At 63.7% G+C, this 26,606-nt stretch carries 23 protein-coding genes; 10 read left to right on the top strand and 13 right to left on the bottom strand.

Translation table 11 applies throughout. From position 1 onward, the window contains the following. Positions 1-8 precede the first annotated feature (8 nt). Positions 9-683 (bottom strand): ChrR family anti-sigma-E factor, encoded by a 675-nt coding sequence (locus tag ACVOLR_RS03715; protein WP_481535244.1) that lies wholly within the window; start codon positions 681-683, stop codon positions 9-11. Next, entirely contained in the window at positions 680-1,303 is a 624-nt protein-coding gene (locus ACVOLR_RS03710) for a sigma-70 family RNA polymerase sigma factor (protein ID WP_481535294.1), read from the bottom strand. Before ACVOLR_RS03710 ends, ACVOLR_RS03715 begins: the two co-directional genes overlap by 4 nt. A 132-nt stretch (positions 1,304-1,435) precedes the next feature. Here ACVOLR_RS03710 and ACVOLR_RS03705 point away from each other — a divergent pair, with 132 nt between their 5' ends. The 10 genes from ACVOLR_RS03705 to ACVOLR_RS03660 all read left to right on the top strand — a co-directional run bounded on the left by ACVOLR_RS03705 (position 1,436) and on the right by ACVOLR_RS03660 (position 10,681). Beyond that, positions 1,436-2,203, top strand: a complete 768-nt coding sequence (locus ACVOLR_RS03705) for a hypothetical protein (protein WP_481535243.1) — start codon at positions 1,436-1,438, stop codon at positions 2,201-2,203. 82 nt (positions 2,204-2,285) lie between these two features. Beyond that, positions 2,286-3,242 (top strand): acyl-CoA desaturase, encoded by a 957-nt coding sequence (locus ACVOLR_RS03700; RefSeq protein ID WP_481535242.1) that lies wholly within the window; start codon positions 2,286-2,288, stop codon positions 3,240-3,242. Between the two features lies 1 nt (position 3,243). Further along, positions 3,244-4,521 carry an NAD(P)/FAD-dependent oxidoreductase gene (locus ACVOLR_RS03695; RefSeq protein ID WP_481535241.1) on the top strand — a complete coding sequence of 426 codons (1,278 nt, stop codon included), beginning with the start codon at positions 3,244-3,246 and terminating at the stop codon, positions 4,519-4,521. Next, a complete protein-coding gene (locus ACVOLR_RS03690) occupies positions 4,518-5,285 on the top strand; it encodes a DUF1365 domain-containing protein (protein ID WP_481535240.1) in 768 nt (255 codons plus the stop codon). Before ACVOLR_RS03695 ends, ACVOLR_RS03690 begins: the two co-directional genes overlap by 4 nt. Beyond that, positions 5,282-6,541, top strand: coding sequence for a class I SAM-dependent methyltransferase (locus tag ACVOLR_RS03685; RefSeq protein WP_481535239.1), 1,260 nt, complete (start codon positions 5,282-5,284; stop codon positions 6,539-6,541). Before ACVOLR_RS03690 ends, ACVOLR_RS03685 begins: the two co-directional genes overlap by 4 nt. A gap of 1 nt (position 6,542) precedes the next feature. Further along, positions 6,543-7,091: a DUF2878 domain-containing protein gene (locus ACVOLR_RS03680; protein WP_481535238.1), complete on the top strand. Its 549-nt coding sequence runs from the start codon at positions 6,543-6,545 to the stop codon at positions 7,089-7,091. Then, a complete protein-coding gene (locus ACVOLR_RS03675; RefSeq protein ID WP_481535237.1) occupies positions 7,088-7,873 on the top strand; it encodes a DUF1295 domain-containing protein in 786 nt (261 codons plus the stop codon). The genes ACVOLR_RS03680 and ACVOLR_RS03675 overlap by 4 nt, the downstream gene beginning before the upstream one ends. Continuing rightward, complete coding sequence (locus tag ACVOLR_RS03670; RefSeq protein ID WP_481535236.1) at positions 7,870-8,946, top strand: SAM-dependent methyltransferase; 1,077 nt, start codon at positions 7,870-7,872, stop codon at positions 8,944-8,946. The genes ACVOLR_RS03675 and ACVOLR_RS03670 overlap by 4 nt, the downstream gene beginning before the upstream one ends. A gap of 38 nt (positions 8,947-8,984) precedes the next feature. Further along, entirely contained in the window at positions 8,985-9,494 is a 510-nt protein-coding gene (locus ACVOLR_RS03665) for a lipocalin family protein (RefSeq protein WP_481535293.1), read from the top strand. Between the two features lie 191 nt (positions 9,495-9,685). Further along, a complete protein-coding gene (locus tag ACVOLR_RS03660; RefSeq protein WP_481535235.1) occupies positions 9,686-10,681 on the top strand; it encodes a DUF4434 domain-containing protein in 996 nt (331 codons plus the stop codon). Between the two features lie 3 nt (positions 10,682-10,684). Here ACVOLR_RS03660 and ACVOLR_RS03655 read toward each other — a convergent pair whose 3' ends face one another. From ACVOLR_RS03655 to wecB, 11 genes are read right to left on the bottom strand one after another with little or no spacing between them, the layout of a single operon-like run. Then, positions 10,685-11,818: an acyl-CoA dehydrogenase family protein gene (locus tag ACVOLR_RS03655; protein WP_481535234.1), complete on the bottom strand. Its 1,134-nt coding sequence runs from the start codon at positions 11,816-11,818 to the stop codon at positions 10,685-10,687. Between the two features lie 3 nt (positions 11,819-11,821). After that, entirely contained in the window at positions 11,822-12,505 is a 684-nt protein-coding gene (locus ACVOLR_RS03650) for an alginate O-acetyltransferase AlgF (RefSeq protein WP_481535233.1), read from the bottom strand. Beyond that, positions 12,505-13,977 carry an AMP-binding protein gene (locus tag ACVOLR_RS03645; RefSeq protein ID WP_481535232.1) on the bottom strand — a complete coding sequence of 491 codons (1,473 nt, stop codon included), beginning with the start codon at positions 13,975-13,977 and terminating at the stop codon, positions 12,505-12,507. Before ACVOLR_RS03645 ends, ACVOLR_RS03650 begins: the two co-directional genes overlap by 1 nt. A 23-nt stretch (positions 13,978-14,000) precedes the next feature. Beyond that, positions 14,001-14,234: an acyl carrier protein gene (locus ACVOLR_RS03640; RefSeq protein ID WP_481535231.1), complete on the bottom strand. Its 234-nt coding sequence runs from the start codon at positions 14,232-14,234 to the stop codon at positions 14,001-14,003. Positions 14,235-14,249: 15 nt separating this feature from the next. Further along, positions 14,250-15,830 (bottom strand): MBOAT family O-acyltransferase, encoded by a 1,581-nt coding sequence (locus ACVOLR_RS03635; RefSeq protein ID WP_481535230.1) that lies wholly within the window; start codon positions 15,828-15,830, stop codon positions 14,250-14,252. 13 nt (positions 15,831-15,843) lie between these two features. After that, positions 15,844-16,968 carry an alginate O-acetyltransferase AlgX-related protein gene (locus tag ACVOLR_RS03630; RefSeq protein ID WP_481535229.1) on the bottom strand — a complete coding sequence of 375 codons (1,125 nt, stop codon included), beginning with the start codon at positions 16,966-16,968 and terminating at the stop codon, positions 15,844-15,846. Between the two features lie 4 nt (positions 16,969-16,972). After that, positions 16,973-17,953 (bottom strand): alginate O-acetyltransferase AlgX-related protein, encoded by a 981-nt coding sequence (locus ACVOLR_RS03625; protein WP_481535228.1) that lies wholly within the window; start codon positions 17,951-17,953, stop codon positions 16,973-16,975. 29 nt (positions 17,954-17,982) lie between these two features. Next, positions 17,983-20,688 (bottom strand): NfrA family protein, encoded by a 2,706-nt coding sequence (locus ACVOLR_RS03620; RefSeq protein ID WP_481535227.1) that lies wholly within the window; start codon positions 20,686-20,688, stop codon positions 17,983-17,985. Beyond that, complete coding sequence (locus tag ACVOLR_RS03615) at positions 20,685-22,829, bottom strand: glycosyl transferase family protein (protein WP_481535226.1); 2,145 nt, start codon at positions 22,827-22,829, stop codon at positions 20,685-20,687. The genes ACVOLR_RS03620 and ACVOLR_RS03615 overlap by 4 nt, the downstream gene beginning before the upstream one ends. Before the next feature lie 6 nt (positions 22,830-22,835). Continuing rightward, entirely contained in the window at positions 22,836-24,989 is a 2,154-nt protein-coding gene (locus ACVOLR_RS03610) for a cellulose biosynthesis cyclic di-GMP-binding regulatory protein BcsB (protein ID WP_481535225.1), read from the bottom strand. Positions 24,990-25,048: 59 nt separating this feature from the next. Beyond that, positions 25,049-26,236 (bottom strand): non-hydrolyzing UDP-N-acetylglucosamine 2-epimerase, encoded by a 1,188-nt coding sequence (gene wecB / locus ACVOLR_RS03605; protein WP_481535224.1) that lies wholly within the window; start codon positions 26,234-26,236, stop codon positions 25,049-25,051. Positions 26,237-26,606 lie beyond the last annotated feature (370 nt).

The raw sequence follows: 26,606 nt of genomic DNA, 5'->3' as shown, positions 1-26,606 counted from the left end.
CCGTGCAACTAGAGTTTGACGAAGCGCTGGACCTTGCGCGCCATCCAGCCGCTGAATACCAGCGGTGCATCCAGCGCTGAAACACAGATGCACGGCACGCCTGGCGCGGTCACCGGCTGGTGTTCCACGTCGGCATCCAGATCCGCCACATCGCCGGGCGCGAACAAGCCCAATGCGTCGTTGTAAGAACCGCGCAGGATCTGGGTCAGTTCACTGCGCCCATGGCTGTGCATGGGCAGGCACTTGCCCGGCGCAATCTTGAGCATGATCAGCGACGGCATCTGCTGCGCGCGGATGCACTGCACGCCCGGCGCCATCCAGCGCCAGCGCAGCTTGGCCAGCGAGTCACCGAAATAGGGATGCAAGGACGCAGGCAGGTATTCCGGGTCGGCTTGCGGCCGCTCCAGCGGTGCCGGCTGCTCTGGCCTCGACATCGGGGCCGTACCCACATCCATGATCTGCGCAAGCATGGCAGCGCGCAGTGTTTCGCGTCGCGTATCGTCGAGCACCGGCTGGGTCTGTTCCAGCAACGCCGAGCCGACCGCTTCGGCATCGCGCAGGCGTTGTCGGCAATGCGGACACTGCTCAAGGTGGGCGCCGGCAACAATGCTCAGCGGCGCCTGCAGCGCGCCGGCCGCATAGCTCATCAAGGTGGATTCGTGCAGGTGGTGGTGCGGATTCATGACCCACCTCCGACCTTGGACTGCAGCAACAGGAAGGCCCGCCGCAGATGTGATTTGACCGTACCCAATGGCATTCCCAAGGCCTGCGCGATCTCGCCGTGGCTCTTTGCTTCGAAGTAGGACATCCGCACCAGCCGCGCCTGCACTGCTGACAGCTCGTTGATCCGTTGGCGCAACCTCGCATGATCGGCGAACTGCTCGGCGCTGCTGCGGTCGAGATCGTCAGCCGCCGCAGCATGCTCGACTGCGGCCTGCACCAGCGTCCAGCTGCGCTCATGGCGCACACGGTCGATGTGCAGGTTGCGGGCGATGCGATATAGCCAGGTACTCAATGCGCCTTGGGCAGGATCGAACTCCGCGGCCCGCAGCCACAAGCGCAGCAGGCACTCCTGCGCCAGTTCCTCTGCTACCGCCTCCGGGGCACCCAGGCCACGCAGGTACACACACAGACGCGGCATGAAGTGATCGTAGATGCGCATGAAGCAATCGCGGTCGCGCAGCCGCGCCACGCCGTCCATGTCACCGGCCCAGTTCATTGGCTCTTTGCTCAGCTGCGGTGAACTGGACACGATCCGGGCGGTGTCGAATGGGGAAGGGGCTTTGCGGGAGTCAGAGTACATCTGCGTGGGCAGCGTTGCAGTGAATGTATTGTCCTTCCTACGCGCGATGGCGGCGTTTGGATGCACGGCCCTGCCTGCATCCATCAGCCGGTCCCGCCCGTAGGCAAGGTGAGCTCATTCCGGAACACCCCCATGCGTACGGCCTGGCTGTTGTTGTTCCTGCCCTTCATGGCCTCGGCAGCCCCACTGCTGCGCGGTGAAGGCGTTGCTACAGCCCGGGACGGGGCGGTGGCCTACCGCGAGGTGCATTGGCAGCGCGGAGCCGGGGACTCAGCGGAGCGCTGGGTGCAATACCTGTGCCCCGATGGCCAGCCCTTCGCGCGCAAGCACATGCAGGTCAACGGTTCCGCTCAAACACCCAGCTACCGCTGGGAGGACCGGCGTAGTGGCCAGACCGCCAGCATTGCAACGGTAGGAGGCGTCGTCCAACTGAACTGGAAAGAAGATGCGGCGGCGAAAGCGCGAGCGCATCGGCTGCCGCTTCCAGCCGACGCGGTGATCGATGCCGGCTTCGACGCCGCCGTGCGCGCGCATTGGCAGCAGTTGATGCAGGGCGAGCGGCTCAGCCTGCAGTTCCTGGTACCCAGCCGGCAGCGCTACTACCCGGTGCAGGTGCAGCGTGTCGGCGCCGTCCGCTGGCAGGGGATGGATGCCCAGTCCATCCAGGTGCAGTTGGATGCGTGGTACGGGATGGTCGCGCCGCGTCTGGCGCTGGTCTATGCCGATGCTGATCGGCGCCTGCTGGAGTTCCAAGGCACCAGCAACCTGCGCGATGGCCGTGGTGACTACCCGGTGGTGACGGTGCGCTTCGCGCAGAAGGCAGTGGAGCGTCCGCTTGCCCAATGGCAGGCCGAACTGCAGCAGGCGCTGGTGGCGCGCTGTGCCGCCGTGCCGGGTTGATCCTGTGGAATCCCCATTACGCTGCATCCAATCAACGCCGCGCTGCGTAGAGGAGGGTAGGAAACCTCTCGAGATACGCTCCATGGCATCCGCAGCGCCAATTCCCCGCCGACGTGTGGCCCTGCTGCGCACGCTCCAGCGCTGGTTCGACACCGCCAGCACTGAGGAGGCTGCTGACCAGGCTCAGCCAGGCGATCGCATCGATTGGATGCGCGCCCTGCCCTTTGCGCTGCTGCACATCGGCTGTCTGGGGGTGATATGGGTAGGAGTGTCGTGGACGGCGATTGGCGTCGCGCTGGCCTTGTATGCAGTGCGGATGTTCGCGATCACCGCGTTCTATCACCGCTATTTTTCCCATCGCACCTTCCAGACATCGCGCGCGGTGCAGTTCGTGTTCGCCCTTGTTGGCGCGTCCAGCGTGCAACGCGGGCCGCTGTGGTGGGCGGCGCACCATCGGCATCACCACCGCCATGCCGACCAGCCGCTGGACCCGCATTCCCCGCAGCAGAAAGGCTTCTGGCGAAGCCACGTCGGTTGGTTCCTGACCCGTGAAGCGTTCGCCACCGACCTGCAGCGCGTGGCGGATCTTGCCCACTTCCCGGAGCTGCGTTGGCTGGACCGCTTCGACACCGTGGTGCCGCTGCTGCTCGCCGCAGCACTGTACGCAGTGGGTGCGTTGCTTGAGCGCTGGGCACCGGGCCTGCAGACCTCAGGCATGCAGTTGTTGGTCTGGGGATTCTTCATCTCCACGGTGGTGCTGTTCCACGCCACCGTCACCATCAATTCGCTGGCGCACCGTTTTGGCCGCCGCCGCTTCGACACCCGCGACGACAGCCGCAACAACCTTTGGTTGGCGCTGATCACCTTTGGCGAAGGCTGGCATAACAACCACCACTTCTTCCCCGGCACGGTGCGGCAGGGCTTCCGCTGGTGGGAGATCGACCTGACCTGGTATGGCCTGCGGGTGATGGCGATGCTCGGCCTGGTCAAGGAGCTCAAGCCGATCCCGGCCTGGGTGCTGGCCAAGGCGAGGAACTGACATGCGCATCGCGATCATCGGCTCGGGCATTGCCGGGCTGGCCAGCGCCTGGTGGCTGGATGGTGAGCATGACGTCACCCTGTTCGAGGCAAACAACTACTTCGGCGGGCATACCCACACCCATGATCTGCAGGTGGACGGGGTGCGGATGGCGGTGGACACCGGCTTCATCGTCTTCAACCAGCAACACTACCCACTGCTAAGCGGGCTGTTCGATGAGCTTGGGGTGGAATCTCAGCCGACCACGATGAGCTTCTCGATGCGCAGCGAGCGCAGCGGCGTGGAATACAACGCGACTTCGCTCGATGGTCTGTTCTGCCAGCGCCGCAACCTGCTGTCGCCACGCTTCTGGGGCATGTTGCACGACCTGCGCCGCTTCTACCGTGAGGCACCGGCGCTGCTCGAAGGCGGCGCAGGCCCCACGCTCGGCGAGTACCTGCGCAGCCAGCGCTACGGCGAAGCCTTCATCGAGGAACACCTGCTGCCGATGGCGTCGGCGCTTTGGTCATCACCGACCGCCACCGTGCGTGATTTTCCGGCGCGCTATCTGGTGCAGTTCATGGCCAACCACCAGATGCTGCAGATGACGGGACGTGCGCCGTGGCGGGTTGTGAAGGGCGGTTCGGCGCGCTACATCGACGCCTTGCGTGCGCGCTGGCAGGTACGTGAGCGGCTTGCATGCCCGGTATTGAAGGTTGAGCGCACCCCGTGGGAAGTGCGGGTTCACAGCACCGCCGGCATTGAGAGCTTCGATGAAGTGATCATGGCCTGCCACAGCGACCAGGCGCTGAAGCTGCTCGGCGATGCCAGTCCGCTTGAACATGATGTACTGGACGCCATCGGCTACCAGCGCAATGAAGTAGTGCTGCATACCGACGCATCCCTGCTGCCCCGCAACCGCAAGGCGTGGGCCGCGTGGAACGCACATGTGCCGCAGGACCCGGACGCGCCATGCACGGTCAGCTATTGCATGAATCTGCTGCAGGGTCTGCCCGGCGACACCCCGCTGGTGGTGACACTCAACAACAGCGCGCAGATCGATCCGGCCAAGGTGCTGCGCCGCATGCAGTACGCGCACCCTGTGCACAACCACGCCGCCATCGCCGCGCAACAGCGCTGGGCCGAATTACAGGGCCGACGCCGCACCTGGTTCGTGGGTGCCTATTGGGGCTGGGGTTTCCACGAGGATGGCATCCGCAGCGCCCGCCGCGTGGTTGATGCGTTGGCTGAGCGCAGGCCAACGGCTTCCCGGCAGCGACAAGCGGAGTTGGCAACATGAGCGCCAGCGCCATCTACATCGGCCAGGTGGTGCATCGCCGCCACCTGCCGCATCCACATGCATTCCGCTATCCCATCGCCCAGCTGCTGCTGGACCTGGACGAGCTGGATCAGGTCTTTGCCGGACGTTGGCTGTGGTCGGTGAACCGTCGCAACCTGGCCGAATTCCGCCGTAGCGACTATTTCGGCGCTCCCGCGCAACCGCTGGCAGACGCGGTGCGGGACCACGCCGCGCCCGTGCTCGGTCATCGGCCACAGGGACCGGTGCGGCTGCTTACCCATCTACGTGTTGCCGGCCACGTATTCAATCCAGTCAGCTTTTACTACTGCTATCAGGCTGATGGCGTCACCCTGGATTGCATCGTGGCGGAGATCACCAACACGCCATGGAAGGAACGCCACGCCTATGTGCTACCTGCGGCAACCGCGCTCAGCAACGGCCGTGCGTTGCGCTGGCAGTTCGACAAATGCTTCCACGTTTCGCCGTTCATGGCGATGGATTGCCGCTACGACTGGCGTCTGACCGCGCCCGGCGAAGACCTGCAGATACATATGCAGGTCTGGCGCGAAGGCCTGCGCCAATTCGACGCCAGCCAGTCCATGCAGCGCCACCCGCTCAATGGCGCCGGCTTGGCACGGGTACTGGCCTGCTACCCGCTGATGACGCTCCAGGTGGTCGCCGCCATCCATTGGCAGGCACTGCGGCTGTGGCTGAAGCGCAACCCGGTCCACGACCACCCTTCCCTCGCCGAGAAAACACGATGAACCAGATGACTTCCTCGGTGGCCCTGCCGCAACCCGGTGCGCTGGATGCGCTGCTGCGGCGCCGGCTGCTGGCCGAACTCGCACCACTGCGCGATGGTTGCCTGCGCGTGCGCGATGCGCTCGGCGAAGTAGTGCTCGGCGATGCTTCGGCGCAGTTGCAGACCACGGTGACCATCGACGACCCTGCGTTCTACCGCAAGGTGGCCGCACAAGGCAGCGTCGGTGCCGGCGAAAGCTACATCAATGGCGACTGGCGCTGCGATGATCTGGTCACGCTGGTGCGCATCCTGGTGCGCAACCGCGACCTGCTTGATGGCATGGAACGCGGCCCTGCGCGTATTGGCGGCTGGTTGCTGCGTGGCTGGAACCGGCTGCGCCGCAACAGCCGCGAAGGCAGCCGCCGCAACATCGCTGCGCACTATGACCTCGGTAACGATTTCTTCTCGCTGTTCCTGTCGCCGGACCTGATGTACTCGTCCGCGTTGTTTGCCGACGAAAACACATCGCTTGAGCAAGCCTCGCAGCGCAAGCTGGACCGCATCTGCCAGCAACTGCAGTTGCATCCCGGCGACCGCGTGATCGAGATCGGCACCGGTTGGGGCGGCTTCGCCGTGCACGCTGCACGGCACTACGGCTGCCATGTCACCACCACAACGATTTCGGCGGAACAGCACGCGCTGGCCGCGCAGCGCGTGAATGAAGCCGGGCTGCAGGACCGGATCACCCTGCTGATGCAGGACTACCGTGATCTTGAAGGCCAGTACGACAAGCTGGTGTCGATCGAGATGATCGAGGCCATTGGTGCCGAATACCTGGACACCTACATGGCCACCCTGCAGCGGCTGCTCAAGCCCGATGGCGTTGCGCTGCTGCAGGCGATCACCATCGAAGACCATCGCTACGAACAGGCCCGGCGCAGCGTGGATTACATCAAGCGCTTCGTATTCCCCGGCAGCTTCATCCCCTCGATCAATGCGATCCTGGCGGCGAAGACGCGCGCCAGCGATCTGCAACTGGTAGCCCAACAGGACTTCGGCTACTCCTATGCCTTGACCCTGCGCGCCTGGCGCCAGCGTTTCATGGCACAGCTGCCTGCAGTGCAAGCACAAGGCTTCGACGCGCGGTTCTGCCGGCTCTGGGAGTTCTATCTCGCCTACTGCGAGGGTGGCTTTCTGGAACGCTCGATCGGCGTATCGCACCTGTTGCTGGCCCGGCCCGGCTATCAACCCGCAGCCAACGCCGGGCAGATCAGCTGACATGCGCCGGACCCTGCTCAACCTGCTGGGCAATCAACTGGTCTGGCTGTGCGCCGTGGCCGGTGCCGGACGCGGCTGGCAGTGGCCGGCCCTGCTGGCCTCGGCGCTCTACATTGCCAGCCAGCTATACAGCGCCACCCAGCCGCGAACCGAGTTGCGCTTGCTGCTGCTGGCGCTGGTCTGCGCCTGGCTGGTTGACGCGCTGGCCGCTGCAAGCGGCCGCGTCGACTACGCCGCTGCGCCATTTGGCTGGGCACCGCCGCCGTGGATCATGGCGTTATGGGCCGCGTTTGCGCTGACCCTGACCTCGTCGATGGCCTTCCTGCAACGGCATTGGCTGCTACCGGTGACGTTCGGGCTGCTGTTGGCACCGCTGGCCTATCTGTCCGCCGCACGCGGCTTTGACGCCGTGCATTTTGCTGCCCCCGCTTGGCATGGATTGCTGGTACTTGGCATCGGCTGGAGCGTCGCACTGAGTTTGCTGGTCACGAGCGCGCGCCGCTGGTCCCGCAGCCCAACCCAAGCTCCAATGACAGGCGCTTCCACATGAACAATCTGGGCTGGGTGCTGTTGTACGCCGTGGCGATCATGCTCTGGGGCTGGGCCTGGCAGCGCCGCCATCGCAACATCGGCATCGTCGATGTGCTCTGGGCCAAAGGTCTGGCCGCTGCCGCCTTGTTGCTCGCGTGGCTGGGCGACGGCGCAGTGTTGCCGCGCATCAGCTTGGCCGTGCTCGGTGGATTGTGGGGAAGCCGTCTCGCCCTGCATCTGTGGCAGCGTGTTCGGCATGAGTCCGAGGACGGTCGCTACAAGTATCTGCGCGAACATTGGCAAGGCCATCAAGGCAAGATCTTCGGCTTCTTCATTGCCCAGGCGCTGTTGATAGTTCTGTTCGCGCTGCCGTTTGTCGCGGTGGCCAGCAATCCGCGTACCGATGGCTATGGCTGGGTAGTCGCAGCGGCTTCGGTTTGGTTGTTGAGCGTGCTCGGCGAATCAGTGGCAGACCGCCAGCTCGCACGTTTCCGTGCTGATTCGGGCAACAAAGGTCGCACCTGTCGGCAAGGTCTGTGGCGATACTCACGACACCCCAACTATTTCTTCGAATGGCTGCACTGGTTCAGCTACGTGCTGCTGGCCGCTGGTTCGCCGCTGTGGTGGCTGGCGTGGACCGGGCCGGTGCTGATGTACCTGTTCCTGCGCTACCTGAGCGGCGTGCCGTTCACCGAGAAGCAGGCGCTACGCAGCCGCGGCGAAGACTACCGCGCCTACCAGCGCAGCACGCCGATGTTCTTCCCATGGTTTCCCCGCACTGCCAAGGAGCAATCGTCATGAATGCAGCCACGCAACTGGACTCTGCCATCCATGCCGAGCCCGGGCTGACCGGCTGGGCCGAGCGCGGCTGGCTACCGGATGCCGCCCTGCGCTGGGGTATGCGCCGGCTGTGCACGCAGCGACTGGAGGAAGAATCGGAAGAAGGCCTGCAAGCACAATCGGAGCGTTTCAGCCGGCGTATTGCCGAATTGTCGAGCAGCCCGCTGGCCTTGCACGTGGATGCCGCCAACCGCCAGCACTACGAGGTACCGGCTGCATTCTTCCAGGCCTGCCTTGGCCATCGCTTGAAGTACAGCAGCTGCTACTACCGCACCGGTGCCGAAACCCTGGACCAGGCCGAGGACGCGATGTTGGAGCTGTACGCGCAGCGCGCCGGGCTCGCCAATGGCCAGCACATCCTTGAGCTGGGTTGTGGCTGGGGCTCGCTGACCTTGTGGATGGCCGAGCACTACCCTGACGCGCGGATCACCGCAGTCTCCAACTCACATAGCCAGCGCCAACATATCCTGGCCCAGTGCAAGGCGCGCGGCTTCGCCAACGTCGAAGTGCTGACCATCGACGTCAATCAGCTGCAGCTGCCGAGCGCCACCTTCGACCGCTGCGTATCGGTGGAGATGTTCGAGCACATCCGCAACTACGAGCGCCTGCTTGGCCGCATCTCCCGCTGGCTGAAACCTGATGGCGCGTTGTTCGTGCATATCTTTGTCCATCGCACGCATATGTATCCGTTCGACACGATTGGCGAAGACAACTGGATGGGTCGCCATTTCTTCACCGGCGGGCTGATGCCGGCCGCCGATACCCTGCTGCATTTCCAGCGCGACATGCAGCTGCAGCAGCGTTGGTTGCTGGATGGCCGCCATTACCAGCGCACCGCAAACCATTGGCTGCAACGGCAGGACGCCGCACGCGAGCAGGTCATGCCGCTGTTGGTGCAGACCTACGGCAGCGACGCCGCCGCACGCATCTGGTGGCAGCGCTGGCGCATGTTCTGGATGGCTTGCGCAGAGCTGTTCGGTTACGACGACGGCCAGCAATGGCTGGTGGCGCATTACCTGTTCCGTCCCCGTTGAAGGCAGGCCCGACCATGCGAACCCTTCCGATTCTGTCGATGCTGTCCATCGCCTTGTTCGGCGCTGGTTGCAGCAACCTGGACACCCGGCCGATCCCGCGCCCTGCATCGGTCGATGTACCGCGCTTCATGGGCGATTGGTATGTGATCGCGCATATTCCGTCGCGACCGGAACGCGAAGCCTTCGATGCGGTGGAAAGTTATGCAGCGCGGCCCGACGGACGTATCCAGACCACCTTCACTTATCGCAAAGGCAGCTTCCAGGCGCCGCTGAAATCAATGCACCCCATCGGCAAGGTCGAAGCCGAAGGCAAGGGTGCAGTCTGGGGCATGCAGTTCATCTGGCCGATCCAGGCCGAATACATCATCGCCTGGGTGGACGAGGACTACGGCCAGACCATCGTCGCCCGCAGCAAGCGCGACTACGTCTGGTACATGGCGCGCACCCCGCAGGTGTCGGCGGCGGATTACCAACGTGCGGTGGAGCGCATCAAGTCGATGGGCTACGACGTGAGCAAGCTGCGGCGGGTACCGCAGTCGGTCCGGTGATCAGCCGGAAGGCACTTCATCATGTCTTGCCCAGGCCACACCCAGGAAGCGGCACGGAGAGTTCCAGCATCCGCAACCATTACCGATTGACCAGCTCAAATCGCCCATAGCGCTACATCCCAACTTGACCTTCTGGCAGAAACACTGAACTGTGTAGTCATGCTCCTTACAAGCTGGCAATCGTACGCACGATGATCGAAACCCCTTCATCCAAGCCGACCTCCCCGCGACGTCGCCGCTTGCTGCAAGCTGCCTTGCTGGCACCAACGATGGCAGCGCTGGCCGGCCTGCCGGGCTGCTCGCTTCCGGAGCAGGTAGATGGCACATTCCTGCAGCCTTGGCTGGACCACACAAACTGGACAGCGGCAGACTGGCAACGGTCAATGAATCTGGCCCAGCGTGTGGGCTGTCGGCAACTGGTTGTGCAATGGAGCGGCATCCTCGGCGGCGCCGAAGGTGATTGGCAGCTATCCGATTCCAACTTCGGCATGCTGTTCAGCGCAGCCGACCAGGCAGGTATCAACGTTCGTGTCGGCTTGCCATTCGAGCAACGTTGGTGGCAGGCGATAGGCGGCGATGACGCCGCACTGCGCGCCTTCTTTGAGGAAAGCCTGCAACGTGCAACTCGGTGGTTGCAGCAATCCGCACTGCCACGCCAACGCCGCTTCGCCGGCTGGTACCTGCCCTATGAGCTGGAGCAATACCACTGGGCCAATGCGCAACGCAGGCAATGGCTGGCGGAGTGGCTGCAAGCTATGCAGCGGGCGGCAGTGGCACGCGGCGGTGACTGCGCCATCTCTACCTACTACAGCAGGCTACCCACCGAGGGCAGCCTGGTCAGTCTGTGGGAAAGCGTGCTGGCCACGACCACGTTGCGGCCGATGATCCAGGATGGCGTCGGCGTGGCCGGTGAGGACGATCACCTGGCATTGGCGCCCTTGCTGGCATTGCTCAAGCAGCGCGGCATCGCCTTCGATGCCATCGTCGAGTTGTTCCACGAGTTGCCCACGGCGGGCGGCGACGGCACCCAGTTTCATGGCGAGAGTGCCGACTTCGCACGCGTGAAGCAGCAGTTGCAGTGGGCCCGCGATAGCGGCGCCGGCAATGTGCTGGTCTACGCGCTGGAGCCTTGGCTTACCCAGGACACGCCGCAAGCCGAAGCACTGCGGCGTGCCTGGCGGCTGTAGCAATTACAGTGCGCGGCCGATGATCTCGCGCAGGATCTCGCTGCTGCCGCCGAAGATGCGCAGTGCACGCGCGTCCGCCCAGGCCCGGCCGATGCCGTACTCGCTGCTATAGCCGTAGCCACCGTGCAGCTGTAACAACGCATCCAGCACCCGGCCCTGTATTTCCGTGGCATTGAGCTTGGCCATGGCCGCAGTGTTGGCATCCAATGCGCCTTGCATCTGCTGGCCAAGGCAATGGTCCAGGAAGCTGCGCAACATGGTCAGTTGCGAGGCCGCATCAGCCAGCACGAAGCGGGTGTTCTGGTGATCAACAAGCTGGCGGCCGAACACCTTGCGTTGACGCACATATGCCAGGGTTTCATCGAGCATGCCTTCGGCCGAGGCCGCCGCACGCAGGGCAATGGCCAGGCGCTCGCCGGCCAGTTGCTCACCCATGTATTCAAAGCCGCGTTGTTCCTCGCCCAGCAGGCAATCCAACGGCAGCTGCACATCCTGGAAAAACAGCTCGGCAGTATCCTGCGCGTGCTGTCCGATCTTGGCCATTGGCGGGCCCTTGCTGACACCAGGCAGACGCATGTCCACGCAGAACAAGGTCAGCCCGCGCGCACCCAGCTCCGGCGCAACCGTGGCCGCCACCACTACAACATCAGCATTGACGCCATTGGTGATGAAGCTCTTCTGGCCATTGAGCAGGTAGTGGTCACCACGCAGCTCAGCACGGCTGCGGATCGCCTTGAGATCGCTGCCGGCGCCGGGCTCGGTCATTGCGATGGCGCCGATGGCGGTACCGCGGGTCATGGCTGGCAACCAGGTGTCGCGCAGCTGTTGGTTGCCGTACTGCAGCAGATATGGCGCCACCATGTCCGAATGGATGGAGAAACCTATCCCCAGGCAGTTGGCGCGTGCCAGCTCTTCGATCACACAGGCGGCGTGGCCAACGTCGCCGCCCATGCCATAGGGCTCCGGCAACTGGCAGTTGAGCAGGCCCGCATCGCCGGCCGCGCGCCACAGCGCACGCGGAGTGATGCCGTCCTGCTCCCAACGCGCGTAGTGCGGCAGGATCTGCTCGGCGATGAAACGCCGGACCTGCTCGCGGAACAAGGCATGGTCTTCACCAAAGATGCTACGCACCAGCATGGCTCAGCGACCTACTGCATCGGTGCTGCTGGGTTGCCCCTGCAATACCGGCGCGCTGGCGCTGCCAGTCAGGAACAGGCTGTAGCGGTCACCCGGCTGCAGACCTGGCAACTCAAACGCGACGCTGTCCTTGCCGCCGCAGCCGGCAACCAAACGTGCCTTGACTGGATTGATGGCACGGGCAATACCGTTGCCTGCAGGCACTGCGTTGAACACCACCGGGCCGTTGTCGGCCATCGCCAGTTTGGCCTGCGGGCAACTACTGGCGAGGTTGTAGAAACGGATCTCCGCTTTCAGTGCATCGGTGCTGCCACCGCCATCGGCAATCACCCGCAGCGGGCGGGTCACGCCGGCCGGGTCCAGTACCAGCGTGGTGAAGCTGCCCGCCGCCACTGCAGGCTGCGTGCGCGCCTGGCCCGCTACGCGCACGGTGAACGGTTTGCCACCTTCAACAATGGCATAGCGCGTGGCGCGGCTGGCTGGGCCCACCTGCTGCGCGGCGCCGTTGCCCGGGGCTACCGTCAGCGTGGTAGTGCCGGGATTGACCACACGCACAAAGGCCGAACCGGCCGGCGGCCGTGCCGCGTACAACTGCGCCAGGCGGCCTTCACCGGCGGCATGCTGGGCGCTGGCAAACAGCGGCGACAGCGACAAGGCTGCAGCCAGCATCCATTTTGGGGACATCATCATTTCGGCTCCTGCGTGCGCAGCGTACGCGCCAATGCATAGCGCTGCTCCAATTGTTTGCGGTCAACCTTGTTGCTGACCGTGGATGGAAAACTGTCCACCGCTAGTAGTTCGGACGGAATCATGTAGGCCGGCACCCGCTCAGCGAGCTGTGCCTTCCAATCCTGCAACGCCGGCGGCAACGGCTGCACCGCTCCCTCGCCCGGTGTTGCCAGCTCGACAAACCCCACCATTCGCACCAACGTACCGTCGGGCCTGCGCATCGCCACGGTGGCACCAGCAATGACGCCAGGCAAGGTGGACAACACCGCGTCCACCTCGGCAAGTTCAATGCGGTAGCCATTGAGCTTGATCTGGTCGTCCTTGCGGCCGCGGAAATACACCCGGCCCTGCGCGTCCATGTCACCCAGGTCACCGCTGCGGTAAGCGCGCTTGCCGTGATGCTCGAACAACACCCCTGCATCCAGATCCGGGCGCTCCAGGTAGCCGCGCATCACATGGTCGCCGGCCATGCAGATTTCACCATCATCAATGAACACTTCCGCGTACGGCTTGGCCACGCCAATCGGAAATGGATTGGGCGCAGCTGCGCGCATTGCCGCGTCGATCTCCACCCAGGTGGTCGAGCAGGTTGCCTCGGTCGGGCCGTAGGAGTTGATGATGCGCACCTGCGGAAAGCGCGCCCACAGTTCTTCGGCAACGCGCGGCGTAAGCGATTCGGCGCCGAACACGAACATGCTGAGCGCGGGCAGATGCTCGGCATTGAACTGTGGGTTGAGCATCTGCTGGCGCACGAACGACGGCGTGGACGCCCACACCGCCACCTGCGCATCACGCAGGTGCTCGATGAACTGGTTGCTGTCGGCAATGACCTCGCGCGGACACAGTACGCAGCTGCCACCCAGACCGAGCGCGCCGCACAGGTCGAACAGCGAAAAATCAAAGCTGAAAAGCATCTGATTCATGAACGCCGGCGCTGGCTCCAAGCCCAGGCAATCACGGATCCAACCGGTGAACAGCGCCACGCTGTCACGGCCGATCTGCACACCCTTGGGATCGCCGGTGCTGCCGGAGGTAAACATGATGTAGGCCAGATCGCGCTCGGCCAGCGGCTTTGGCTGCGCCACGCCGGGCACAAAAGCATCGGCAGCAGCGTCATACACCGCCTGCGCGTGCACCAGCCGGGTGATCTTGTGCAGGCGCGCCTCCGGGTTGATGGTATCCACCGGCACATAGGTCACGCCCATGCGCAGGCAACCCAGCATCGCCACCACGAAGGCCGCCTGTTTGTGACCGCTGATCACCAACGCATGGCCGGCACTGACGCCGGCGGCCTGCGCGCGCGCCATCCAGGCGTCGGTGGCGGCTTGCAGGCTGCCCCAGTCCATCACCCCGGAACTACTGTACAGCGCCGGCGCGGCAGCGGCCACGTCAACGTCAACGAACCGGCAATGCTCGAAATCGAAACGCATGGCTGCCGCTCCCGGGCCGGTAATCAGGCGTTGCGGCGCGAGGCCACGTAGTCGGCCAGCACCTGCACCGATTCGACCAGCGTATCGATCTCGTCCACCGGCAAGGTCACGCCAAGGCGGTCTTTCACTTCCACCATCAACTGCACCTTGGACATCGAGTCGAACAACGACTCCATGTACTCGTCAGCCTGCACGCGTACGCCGATGACGGCCTCCACGGTGTCGATCAATTGGCCCTGCAGTGCTTGCATGTCCATCGTGTTGCTCCTTGTCTAGAACTGAAAATAAAGGAAACGGCTTTCTTTGTGCAGGTTGAGCAGGCACAGCGCGAGCAGGCACAGCATCACCAGCAGCCATTGGAAATTGGGTTGCCAACGCATCCACGTGCGCGGCGCCGGATCAGGTTTGGCCAGCGCCGGCGAATACACGCCCATGATCTGGTGCGCGTTGGGTGCCAGCCACACGATGGCCAACAGCACCGCAACGTATAGCAACTGCACATGATGACCGGCCAGCAGACGCCATCCATCGGCCACGCCCATGCCGGCGAGATAAGTCAGGCTCTCCATGCTTTCCCAGCCGCGCACGCCGGCCATGCCCTGCACCAGCTGCCACGCCTGGGCCACGCCATCGGCACGGAAGAACGCCTGCGCCACCAGCACTGCAGCGAAGGTCAACAGCAGGTAGCCCATGTGCTGCAGCCAATTGCTTTTGCGCTGAGCCGCGGCCATGGGGCCGCCACGGAAAATGCGCCAGGCGTGGTTGATGGCCAGATAACCTGCATGCAACAAACCGAAGATCAGGAACTGCAGGCCGGCGCCATGCCAGATACCCGCCAGCCCCATCGCAAACACGGTGGGCAATACGATCAACGAGGCAAAACCACCGGCCGTTGCCACTGCACCCGGGCCACTGGGACGACCATGGCGACTGCGCCAACGCGTCACCGCCATCGCCACCGGGTAGTACAGGTAGGCGGTGATGTAACGGGTCAAGGTGATATGCCAGCGCGCCCAGAAATCAATGATGCTGGTCGCCTTGTACGGTGAATTGAAGTTCAGCGGGAAGCGGATGCCGAACATCCGCGCCAAGCCCAACGCCATGTCCGAGTAACCGGAGAAATCGAAATACAACTGCAGCGCATAACTGGTTGCGGTGGCCCATGCACCCCAGAACTGCAGCTCACCGGTACTGGCGAAGCCGGCATCGGCATACGGCGCAATGCTGTCGGCCAACAACACTTTTTTGGCCAGGCCGATCACGAACAGCATGCCGCCCACCGACAGGTTGTCGGCCTTGAAACGGTAGGTTTCCGGCTTGCTGAACTGCGGCATCATCTCCTTGTGATGCAGGATCGGGCCGGCAATCAGATGCGGGAAGAACGTCACGAACAGCACGTAGCTCAGTGGGCTGCGGTCGTTGACCACGCCGGCGCGACAGTCCAGCAGGTAACCGATCTGGGTGAAGGTGAAGAAGGAAATACCCAGTGGCAGGATCAGCGCATCCATCGGCCCGACCGCAAAACCCAGGTCATGGACAAAGGTCACCATCGCTGCGGCGTACTTGTAATGCACCAGCAGCACCAAGTCCGCCGCGATGCCCAGGCCCGTCACCAGCGTCTGCATGCGCGGGCGTTTGGCCAACCCCAGGATGACCAGGCTGACCAGGTAATTGAACAGGATCGAGGCCGACAGCAGCACCACGAACTGGGGGTTCCACCAGCCATAGAACAGCAGCGAGGCCACGCACAGCCATAGCGCCGCCAACCGAGGCCGCAACGCGCCCAGCAGGTAGTGCACGCCGAGCGCGATGGGCAGGAAGATCAGCAGAAACAGGAAAGAGTTGAACAGCATCGTCGTCAGGCGCTCAGTCGATATCGGCCAATGCCGCCTGCTCGCCGTCGGTCAACGGCAAAGACAGCGCCATCTCGGAAAATTCCCAGATCACCAGTTTCAGGCTCGGCGGCCATTGCGCTCGCTGCGGCCATGCGGCCAGCAGCGCCCCGGAAAACTGGCCGCCATCCAGGCTCTGGTTCCACACCTCGCGCCCCATCGCCTTGCCAAGACGCTCGGCGAACAGGCTGCGGCGACCATTGGAACTGCCCAGCAGCAGCACCTCCACCGGCGGGGTGTCATCCAGTAGTCCGCCGCCACGCAGCGGGGCGATCACCTGTTCCGGCTCCATGTCCAGCGCGGGCCGCCATGCCGGCGGCGCGTGTTCCAGACCGGCCAGTACGATCAGGTCGCCCATGCGCGGTTGCGGTGCACCCAGCGGGCCCACTTCGAACGCCTGTGTACCTGTGCCGCCAAGCAGCGGCAGCGCCTGCGCAGCGACCGCGTCGGCCGCACGTTGTGCACCGGTGCGATTCATATGCACGTCGGTCGCAAAAAACAGCGGTGCGTTGCCGGCTTGCAGCACTGGCAACAGATCCACGCTGTCAGCTCCAGCGGCGTGCAAGGCCTGCTGCCAGCGGCCGTAGCGCTCACGCATCGGTGCCCAGTGGCGTAGGCCACAGCTATGCGCCTGTTCAACCCGCGACTTGTCCGGCACCACCGTCACCAGCAGTTGCACGCCTTGTGCCCGCAGTTGCTGCGACCAATGCTGCATCAGCTTGATACGTTGCTCGAACACCTCACTGCCGACGCCGGGTTGCGGACGCAGGCCGTCGCGATAGAACAACCAGCCCGGACAGCCCAGCGCTACCTGCGCCCCGGTGTCGCCCAACAGGCGATAACGCAAGGCGGCATTCCAGGTATCGGCGCTGCCCTGCATCGGCAGTTTCAACGCGTCGTTGATGACCTTGCCCGCCGCGCCGTCCGTCCACTGCGACGGTGCCAGTTTGTCCGCTGGCAGCTGCGCCTTGGCCAACATCCACACACCCGCGCAGAAACCTCCAAGCAGCAGCGTAAACACCACCCAGGAGGTGGCCCGGTGTGCGCGCGCAGGGACCGCGGCCGGCAAAGGCGCCGGCGCGCCAGGACGAGTACTCATCGAATCAATGCCCCAACGCCTTGTGCAGGCGTTGCTGCCACTGCGCAGCGGTCATGATCGATGCGTTGTCCCACTGCCCCTGCGCGGCCGGGCCGAAGCCGTATACCGGCTCGAACATCTGCCACACCAGTACCTGCGGCGGGTTGTCACGGAATTCGGCCGATTCCAGATACTCCAACAACACCACCCACGGCCCGACGTTGCCGGATTTCCAGTTCACCGTCACCGGCCGGTCGATGGCATTGGACAGCTTCTGCGGGAAGCCAAAGTACGCCTGCACCATGCTGTGACCGGTGACATGTACCGGTGCCTTGTCGTCGTCCAGCAGCGACTGGCCCTCGGCTGCACGCCGCACCACGAAGGTGTCGCGGCCAACTGCCGCACGTTGCGCCGGGTCCAGGAACAGCTCGGCCAGGTCGCCATAGCGGCGCTCACGTGTTTCGCTGCCCAGCGGCATGCCGCTGCCTGGGGTACCGGCCAGGTTCGGCACTTTCTGCTTGATGCGGGCGGCAATGGCGTCGGCGATGGCGTCGGCCGCCGGCTGGGTCCAGTGCTGATCACTGCGGTAGAACACGTCCTTGCCGGTGGCGCGGGTATCGGCCAATACCTTGCGTGCATCCAACGTATCCACACCGGCCGCCTGCAATGCGTTGCGGATGGTGTCGTAGCGCTTGGCCACCGAATCACTGACCACCCGGCCCTCAGGCAGCCGATCTTCATAGAAGGTGACCTTGTCCGGCAGCACCAGCACTTCCAATTGCACACCGCGGGCCGCCAATGCCTGCTTGGCGTCGGCAATCAGCGCGGTCGAGGACTGCACTGCAGCCTCATCCACCTCGCTCAAGCTGCCCCACGCCGGGAACAGCCAACCTTCCTTGCCGACGATCACCACGTCCGACTGCTGCGCCTGCAACGGCGCGGCCAGCGTTGCCGCAACCAGCGCCATCGCGGCGGCGGCGCGCATCACCCATCCTGTCTTTTTCATACCCATGTTTCCCAGTTCTATCGTCATGCTCAGTAAGACAACGTCATGTTGATGAAAAGCCCGCGGTTGCGTTCGGCCTGGTCACCGTTGAGCGCAAAGCGGTATTGCACGCTGGCATCAAATGACGAACGCGGTCCATGCAAGCGGTCCTCGCGGAACAGTCGACGGACACCAATACCGACACCTGCACCGAGCGCCAGGTCGCCATCTTCGGCAGCCAGGCGGAAGCTCTGCCGTGATCCATTCGGATAAACCACGCCTTGTGCCCGATCACGCTGCCGGTACCAGTCAGCACCCACTACCGCAAACGGGTTCAGGGTCCAGTTGTCGCTGGCCGTACGCGGGCGATAACTCCAGCCAAAGCGGAACTCACTGGAAGCAAACAGCTGGCTGCGCTTGAGCTGCCCGCTGGAACGCACTTCTTCCACCTGCACACCGTTGACGTCCATGCGGCCGACCCGGAAATCCGCATCGTTGTTGCTCCATGCATAGCCGCCCTGTGCATACAGCTGCATGTTCGGCCAGCTGCGGTCATCCGGGCTGCTGGCAGCACCGTGGTACCAGCCGTAGGACAGATAGGTCATCCAGCCACCGGCGGCATCGTCAAGCTGATAACGCCCCTGCACGCCTTCGCCGCGACCGACGGTTGCGGAAAGACGGCATTGCTCGGCTGCTGTCTGCGCGTAGAGCCCACCATGGCGGTTGGCAGAGCCAATGAACTGGCGGCGCTCGATACCATAGCCCAGCCCGGTGCCCGGCACCCGGAAGCGTGCACCCAGCGCAGCGATGCTGCTGGGCCATCCCGTGGCGGTGCGCGTGGTCATTCCATTCTGCGTGTCATCAAGCCCGCCCAGATCCTCACCGGTACATGGGTCGATGTTGCGCAAGGCTTCGTACTTGCCGCCGCCGTCGTACAGCACATTGGTGAGCCGTGCGTAGAGCTCAACGTTGGGTTGGTAGGCGATCGGTCGCCAATAGGCTTCAACCGAGCTGAAGGCCGCATCGCCTGGCGTGCTCAGCGCCGCACCACCCAGCGTGGCGGTGGTCTGCCGCGCACCACGCCAGCCGACGCTGGCAGTGATGCCCCAGCGCCGTTCCAGTTCAGTCAACGAATTGCGCGCATAGCGCCGTTGTTCTGGCGTCAATGTCAGTTCACCGCGTTCGGAGCTTTCCAGTGATTGCCGGATCTGCTGCGATGCCTGCCCGCGCTCGCCCATGCCAATGCGCGCGTAGGCCTGATCAAGCCCAATCGTCGGCGGCGCCTTGCCGGTGGCGGCGGCCGCTTCAAGATCTGCCAGACCAAGCGCGGCCTCGCCTGCACGCTGGTGCAGGTTGGCGCGCTGCATCAGCAGGTCGACGTTGTCTGGTTCCTTTTGCAGGCCATCATCCAAACGCTGTACGGCCTGCGCCCGCTGGCCGGCATTGCCCGCTGCCAGCGTCGACGTCAGCAGCCGCTGCATGGCCGGATCATCCGGGCTCGCCTGCACGGCCGCCTGCGCCTGGTTGATCGCCTCGGCCCATTGCTGGCGACCATAGGCCGCATAGGCACGGGCCGCCGGTGTATCCAGAGTCTGGTCGGCGGGCCGCATTTCGCACTGGGTGCCATAAGGCGTGTCACGGCAGGCCTGCAGCGGCGCGGGGAAATGGGTCGCATCCAATGCCCGCGCCAAAGAGCGCTTGCGCGACGCGGCGCGGCGACTGATCACCGCCTCATCGTTGGCATCCATCGGATCCAGCAAAATGCCGGCACGCTCGGCGTCGCCGGCGGCCAAGGCTGCATCCACTGCCAACAGGCGGATGTTGTGTTGCTGCTGCTCGTCCAGCCAATCCTGTGCGAGTGCACGGTCAAAGTCGGCATTGGCGCCTGCATCACGCCCCAGCCGTTGCAACAGGTAGCCACGCAAAACCAAGGCATTGATGTCTTCACTGTCCTGCACCAGTGCATCCGTGGCGGCCTGCACGGCAGCTTCCAGTTCATCGTTGAGCATCAAAGCGCTGATCAGCAGCAACCGATGACTGGCCGATTCCGGCGCCAATGCGACTGCTTCGCGGGCCGGTGCCACAGCATCGGCAGGACGAAACGCCATCATCGCCGCATAACCGGCCTGCGCCGGCGCCACCGCCTGCGCACGCTTGATGCGTAGCTTGCGCGCCTCCAGGTCGGTGATGTTCTTCGCGCCAAGATCCACAGCTGTCTGCAGCGCTTGCAAGGCGGCATCCGGCTTGCCCTGTGCTTCCAGCGAATCCACCCACAACATGGCCCAGGTTCCCTGGGTTGGATCAATGCGGAAGGCCTGTTCGGCCTGTTGCTCGGCCAGCGCCATCTCACCGCGGTAGTAGCTGGCGTAGGCCTCGGTGGCCAAGGGATAGCCTTTCTCGAACGGTGTCTGCTTCGCCGTGGCTGCAGTAGCGGCCTGCCGGCTGGCAGCCGGGCGCGATGTGCCTGCCGCCGTGGTGCGGCCCGGTGGGCGAGCGACATTGGAGCCGCCACGACCTGAGGCCCGTGCCTGCGACTGCGCCAGCAGGTCGCGCAGACGCTGCACGTCCGGCCGCAGACGCACCGCTTCGCTGGCCTGCCGCGCGGCTTCCGCATAGTCACCGCGGGCATACGCCGCATACGCCTGCTCGGCCACCCGATACGCAGCACCCGACAACGGCAACTCCTGCGCCAGCGCAGTCACGCTGGCACCGGCAAGTACGAAAGCAACAAGGGGTTTCAGCAACTTCATGCTCATGCCAGGAACACATCCGGATGCAGACGTGCTCCATCTGCACGTCGTTGTTGTTCTTCCACCGCGGTGGCGATGGCCTGTTCGCTGGCCACACCCCGACGTACAAGATAGTCACCGATGCGGCCATCGCGATGTGGCCGGTACTCGTCCAGCGCGGCCTGGAAGTGCTCACGCGAGATCAGCTTCATTTCCACCAGCAGATCGCCCAGCAGGGGCACCGCATCGATCCGATAGTTCGAACCGCAGATCAGCCGAAGGCCGGCGTTGATCTCGCTTTCGCGGGCAATCAGCTGCTCGACCTGTTCAACCTTGGCGTGCTCCGCCAGTATCTGCAGCGTCGCTTCGGGCAGCGCGCTGGCAACGGCCAAGCGCAGTACATCCGCGGTGGCACTGGGCAGCGGCAGTACCCGCCACTGCACGCAGGCATCCACCGACAGCGGGAAGTAACCTTGCTTGAGGTAGTCCACGTCGATGCTGGCGCGCGGCAATTCTTCCTGGAAGGAAATAGCTTCAGCCAGGGTTTCGTCATCGAGCCACCCCTGCGATACCAGGATTCGACCCAACGGCTGTTGTCGTCCGTCCTGCTGTTCATCAAGCGCCTGTTGCAAGCGTGCCGGCTCCACCGCCTGCCACACGCCCAACAGTTCGCCCAGACGCCGACGCGTCTGCACCAGCTGGGAGTTGCTGGGGAAATCATGCATGGTCTTGTCCCAGACCAGCTGCTTGCCGAGCAGCAGGTAGCCGGCAAACAAGCGCCAGGCGCGCGCAGTGGCCGCGCAGTTGATGACATTGCCCACGATCATGCGTGGCACCGACATCAGTGCATGTTCCCAGCCATACAGGCGATTGACGAAATACATGCGTTGCAGCACGCGCATGCCCAGCGCAGCAGTGGTGAACAAGGCAATGCGCATCGGCCATGAGCCGGCCTGGAACACCGTGGGGAATTCCATCGTCCACACGCCGGTCACTTTCAACAACCAGAACAACAGCAGCTGCGCAAACAACACGTAGGCCAGAATGCTGACGAACGAGGTGATGATGCCCTTGCGATCACGCAGCAACAGATAACGGTTGGCCAGGCTGCCGCCCCAGCCCAGCGTTTCCCAGCTCTGCATGCCGATACCCAGCACCCAGCGCGCCTTCTGTCGGTACGCGGCGCGGAAGTTGTCGGGAAAATACTCGCGCACGCACAAGGCCATTTTCACCGTGCGCTCGCGTGCGCCGCCCCAACCAAACCATGACGATGGACGCCGCACGCGGAACTCCACCGGGAAGCGGGCAAAGATCGATTGCATGCCCATCCGCCCAAGCCGAGCGCCAATGTCATAGTCCTCGGTGAGGCTGTCGGTGTTGAAGGGTTGGTTGTTTGTTTCTTCGCTCAGCGCCAGCAATGCGCGGCGCGAGAAGCAGGTGCCGACGCCCGCCGACGGCACGGTGCCGGACAGGCTTTCGCGTACCACCAGATCCTTGGCATGCCATTCGGCGAACTCGTCCATGTAAGTGCCAGCGACCAGCTCGTACCATTCCCGGTCCAGCGAGGTCACCGGCAACTGGATCATGTCCTTGCGCGGCAGCAGGTAGTTATAGAAACGCAGCTCCCACGGATGCAGCACGTCCTCACTGTCGTGCAACACCACGCCAGCAAACTCGATGTCATTGCGCTTTTCGTACTCGAAGATCGACAGCACCAGCCAGTTCAGGCAGTCGGCCTTGTTGGTTGGTCCGGGGTGTGGCACCTCCACCCGCTGCAGTCGACGGTAACGTCGACGCATGCGCTCCACTTCGGCAATGGTCTGCGTGTCGTTGGGATAGGTGCCGACAAAGATCACGTATTCCTGGTAGTCGAGCACGTCGATCATGTTCGCCACCATCTGTGCGATGACGTCGTACTCGGCCCAGGCTGGCACCATGATCGCGATGGGCTGCTGCGGGCGTTCCATCAGCGCATCGACCGACAGCGGCCGATAGGAAGTGCGCTTCAGTACCGTCAGCCTGCGCCATAGATGCCGCGTCCAGTACCAGGCGTCGATGAACAGATCATCCAGGCTCGACAGCAGGATCAGCACAGCCAGTACCACCGCAGCCGTTTCAAGGGCTGCGTGGTAGTTGGCCAGATGAATGTTCCAGAGAACGGAGCTCATGACCGATCAGTGCGCACCGTCGGCCTTGCGACGGCGGCGGATCTGCGCAATGCGTGCGGCCAACAGCATCAACACGATCACTCCCACCAGCACCAGCAACAGCACCATATGCCGCTGCCACACCGGCTGCGGATTGCCATCCACGGCAATACGCAGCCCTTCGGGATCTTCGCGATCGAAGTCCTGTACAAGCCCGCGACCATCCAGCAGCGCCACCGAGCCACGCACCAGTCGGAACGGCTCGGCGATGCTTGCAATGCCGTTGCCCAGCTCGCGATAGATGACGCCGGTATTGGCGCCATCACCGGTCACTTCCACCAGCGCGGAACGATCCAGACCTGCCAGATCCAGCACCGTGTCCTGGTCCTTGCCGGTGATGCGCAGATGACCGCCCTCAACTGCGGCCGCGCTGGTGCTGCCCTGCGGTGACACGTTGAACGCCAGATACGCCTGGCTCTGGGCCGGAGCGCTCTTTTCCTTCACCACTTCCATCGTTGCGCGTTCCACCGAGGCCCCAACCGCGCTGCTGACGCGGATGACGGTCTGCAGCGTCGCAGGCGCATTCTGCAACCACGCCGCAGGCACCAACACCTTGTGCGCACCGGAAAGATGAGCAGCCGCACCGACGAAATCCGGTGCGGTACCGCGCTCGGCCAGCACGATATGGCTGCTGGGCAGCACCGTCACGGGATACGCCGTCGCCGGGTCGTGGCAATACGGGCGCGCCGGCTGCCGCAGGAAAGAAACACGCACCTGGTTGCGCGCCGTAATCGCGTAAAGCGGCACGTTTGCACGGATACGCTGCGGCTTGCCGTCGGTGTTCAACACCTTGGCACCCAGCAGGTAATCGTTGAAGAAGATCGACGCAACCGCGCCTTCGCCGCTGGCATTGGGCGCGGCTGATACGTCAATGACCACTTCCTTCGGCAAGCGACCCTCGCCCGACAACAGGCCGAGATCGGCATTGGCAGTGCGATCACTGCGCGCAATGATGTCCTGGGTGCCGGAGAACGCACCCAGGCGATCCAGCAACACCACACCCTTGTCGGTCATCAGCTGCTGTGCCTTGGCAACCTGAAGGTTCTGCCCCAATGCATAGGCGCGCCACTGCGCGCTGAACAGCCCCGCCACCTCGGCCGCAGCACCGGTACCGACCGCCAGCACTGGCTGGCCGGCGACCACGCCGGCAACCACGCCGTTGCCTGGCATGGCGGCTTCCAGCGTCGCCATGCTGTCCTTGCGCCACGCATTGAATGCGGCTGCGCCATCGGCATCCGTTGCAGCCACCTGGCTGCCCAGCGCATCCAGCGCGCGCTTGACCGCGCTCTGCAAGGCCGGGCCGGCGACGGCCACGTCAACAGGCAGCACACCGTCCTTGCCCAATGACAGCAACGCGCCGATTTCCGCTTCGTTGGCAATACGGTGCTGCGCGCTCGCCGCAGACAGCGCTGCATAAGCCGGAACCGACGACAGGCTGGCCGGGATCTGCAAGCCGGTGGTGTCCAGCGTGTCGCCGACCTTGGGCAATGCCTGCACGGTCACACGTTTGCCAGCTGCTTCGAGCACCGCCCCAACCCGCCATGCCGTGTCATAACTGGCCGCATCCAGCTGGCGACCATCCACCAGCAAGCGCACCTGCCGCGGCAACGCGGTCCACGCTTTGGCAACGGTATCAATTGCACGCCGATCAAATTCATAGCTGAAGCGCGTGTCGGGGCCAATCCGCAGCACATTGGCCGGAGCGCTCTGGTCCGTGCACTGGTAGTCCGAGACCACCGACCACCAGCCGATGCCGAAGCGCACGAAGCCGGTGGCGCGCGGAAAACCATCAATGCCGATCAACTGACTCAGGTCGCCCTGCGCGTCGGTGATGGTACGTGCGGCTACGGCATCATCGTCGATGCTCAACAGGTTAGAAGTGCGGCCCGGATGGCCGCGCAGATAGCGCGCATCCAACTGCAGCTGCGCATTGCGGGTGGCGACACCCGCCGGCACCGGCAAATAGAGTTCGCGCTGGTTGTCCTGCCCGCGCAGACTCACCGGCTCGGTGAAACCGAGATCCCGCAGCGTCATGCTGCGCGAAACAACGGTATTTGCGCCCCACTCGCGGAACTGACCACTGACCGAATCGGCGGCGAAGGCCTGCAGAGAAACGGCCATGGAAAGCGCTATCAACGACAACGACGTACTCAAATTTCCAGCTCGGTATGCGTGATTACTCATTCGGCGTGCTCGATAAGATGTGGTGCGTTCGCCCGCGCTGCCTGCAACGACAGGTGTGGCATGAACTCGGAATACGGCGCCCCCAACAGCGCCGCTACGATGCGATCACTCGCATTGCCATCGCCGTAGGGGCTGGCAAGCGGATTGAATATGGCGGGCTTGGCCGGCGCCGCGAGCGCCTGGCGAACACCATCGATGATGCGTGTGGCAGAGGTTCCAACGAGCTTTACCACACCCGCCTGCACCGCCTCCGGGCGTTCGGTGACATCGCGCATGACCAGGACCGGACGTCCCAATGCCGGCGCCTCTTCCTGGACGCCGCCGGAATCTGTCAGCACCACATCGGCAAGTTGCATCAGCCTTACGAAACTGAGGTAATCCTGCGGCGGCAGCAGATGGACATTTTCCAGCCCCGCCAACTGCGCATGCACCGGCCCCTGCACGTTCGGATTGAGGTGCACCGGATAGATGATGTCCAGGTCTGGCTCGCGCGCCAAAGCAGCCAACGCCGCGCAGATTTCGGCAAAACCGCCGCCAAAACTCTCACGACGATGGCCGGTGACCAAAAGCAGGCGGCGACCCTCGCGCAACGGCAACCCGGCGTCGATGGACCCACGCAGCTCGGCATCCCGATCAATGCGTTCCACGGTCTGCTTCAAGGCATCAATCACGGTGTTGCCGGTCACGATGAGCCGCCCAGACGGACGCTCACCTGCAAGGTTCCGCGCAGCCTCGGGCGTCGGCGCAAACAGATAATCACCAACCAGATCAACGATGCGGCGATTGAGCTCTTCCGGCCACGGCTGTTGCAGGTTGCCAGTGCGCAGCCCAGCTTCGATATGACCGATACGGATACGACGATGGAAAGCGGCCATTGCCGCACTCATCGCCGTGCTGGTATCGCCATGCACCAGCACCAGATCAGGCTGCACGCGTGCATAGAGCTCATCCAGACGCTCGAACAGGCGTGCACACAGTCCGTTCAAGGTCTGATTGCCAACCATTACATCGAGATCATGATCCGGCGTTATCCGGAACAACCCCAACACCTGATCCAGCATCGCGCGATGCTGACCAGTGGTAGCCACGATCGACTCGATACCGGGTGCTTTCGCCAAAGCCCCCACCAATGGCCCCATCTTGATCGCTTCAGGACGAGTGCCGAAAACAGACAAAATTCTCAAGACCCCTCCCCCAGAGGCTACGCGTACCGATTTGGCCGCCGCTGCATCATATATGTGCTGTACCCATTAAATGTTAAAAACGGGACACTCGTCACATTATCGTAAGAGCGCGAGTGACAAACAAAACGAAACCTGAATCTTCGTTGCAGCACGGCGACATTCGACGCAAACGTTCGATGCCATGCTCAAGTCATCGCGGGGAGCTAGCTGAAAAAAACACTGCCCGAGCCAGCACTGCGCTACGCCCTATGGCAATGATGTTTCTTGGATTCAGACAGCCCAGGCACTCGCTCTCGCAGCTGCTGAAATGTGGCTTCGTGAATTCCCACCTCCGGCACGTCTCGTAGAGCGACGTAGTGCATTCTCGCCG

This window comes from Stenotrophomonas sp. STEN030 (assembly GCF_056759995.1).
This window is presented reverse-complemented; position numbering and strand designations above follow the sequence as displayed.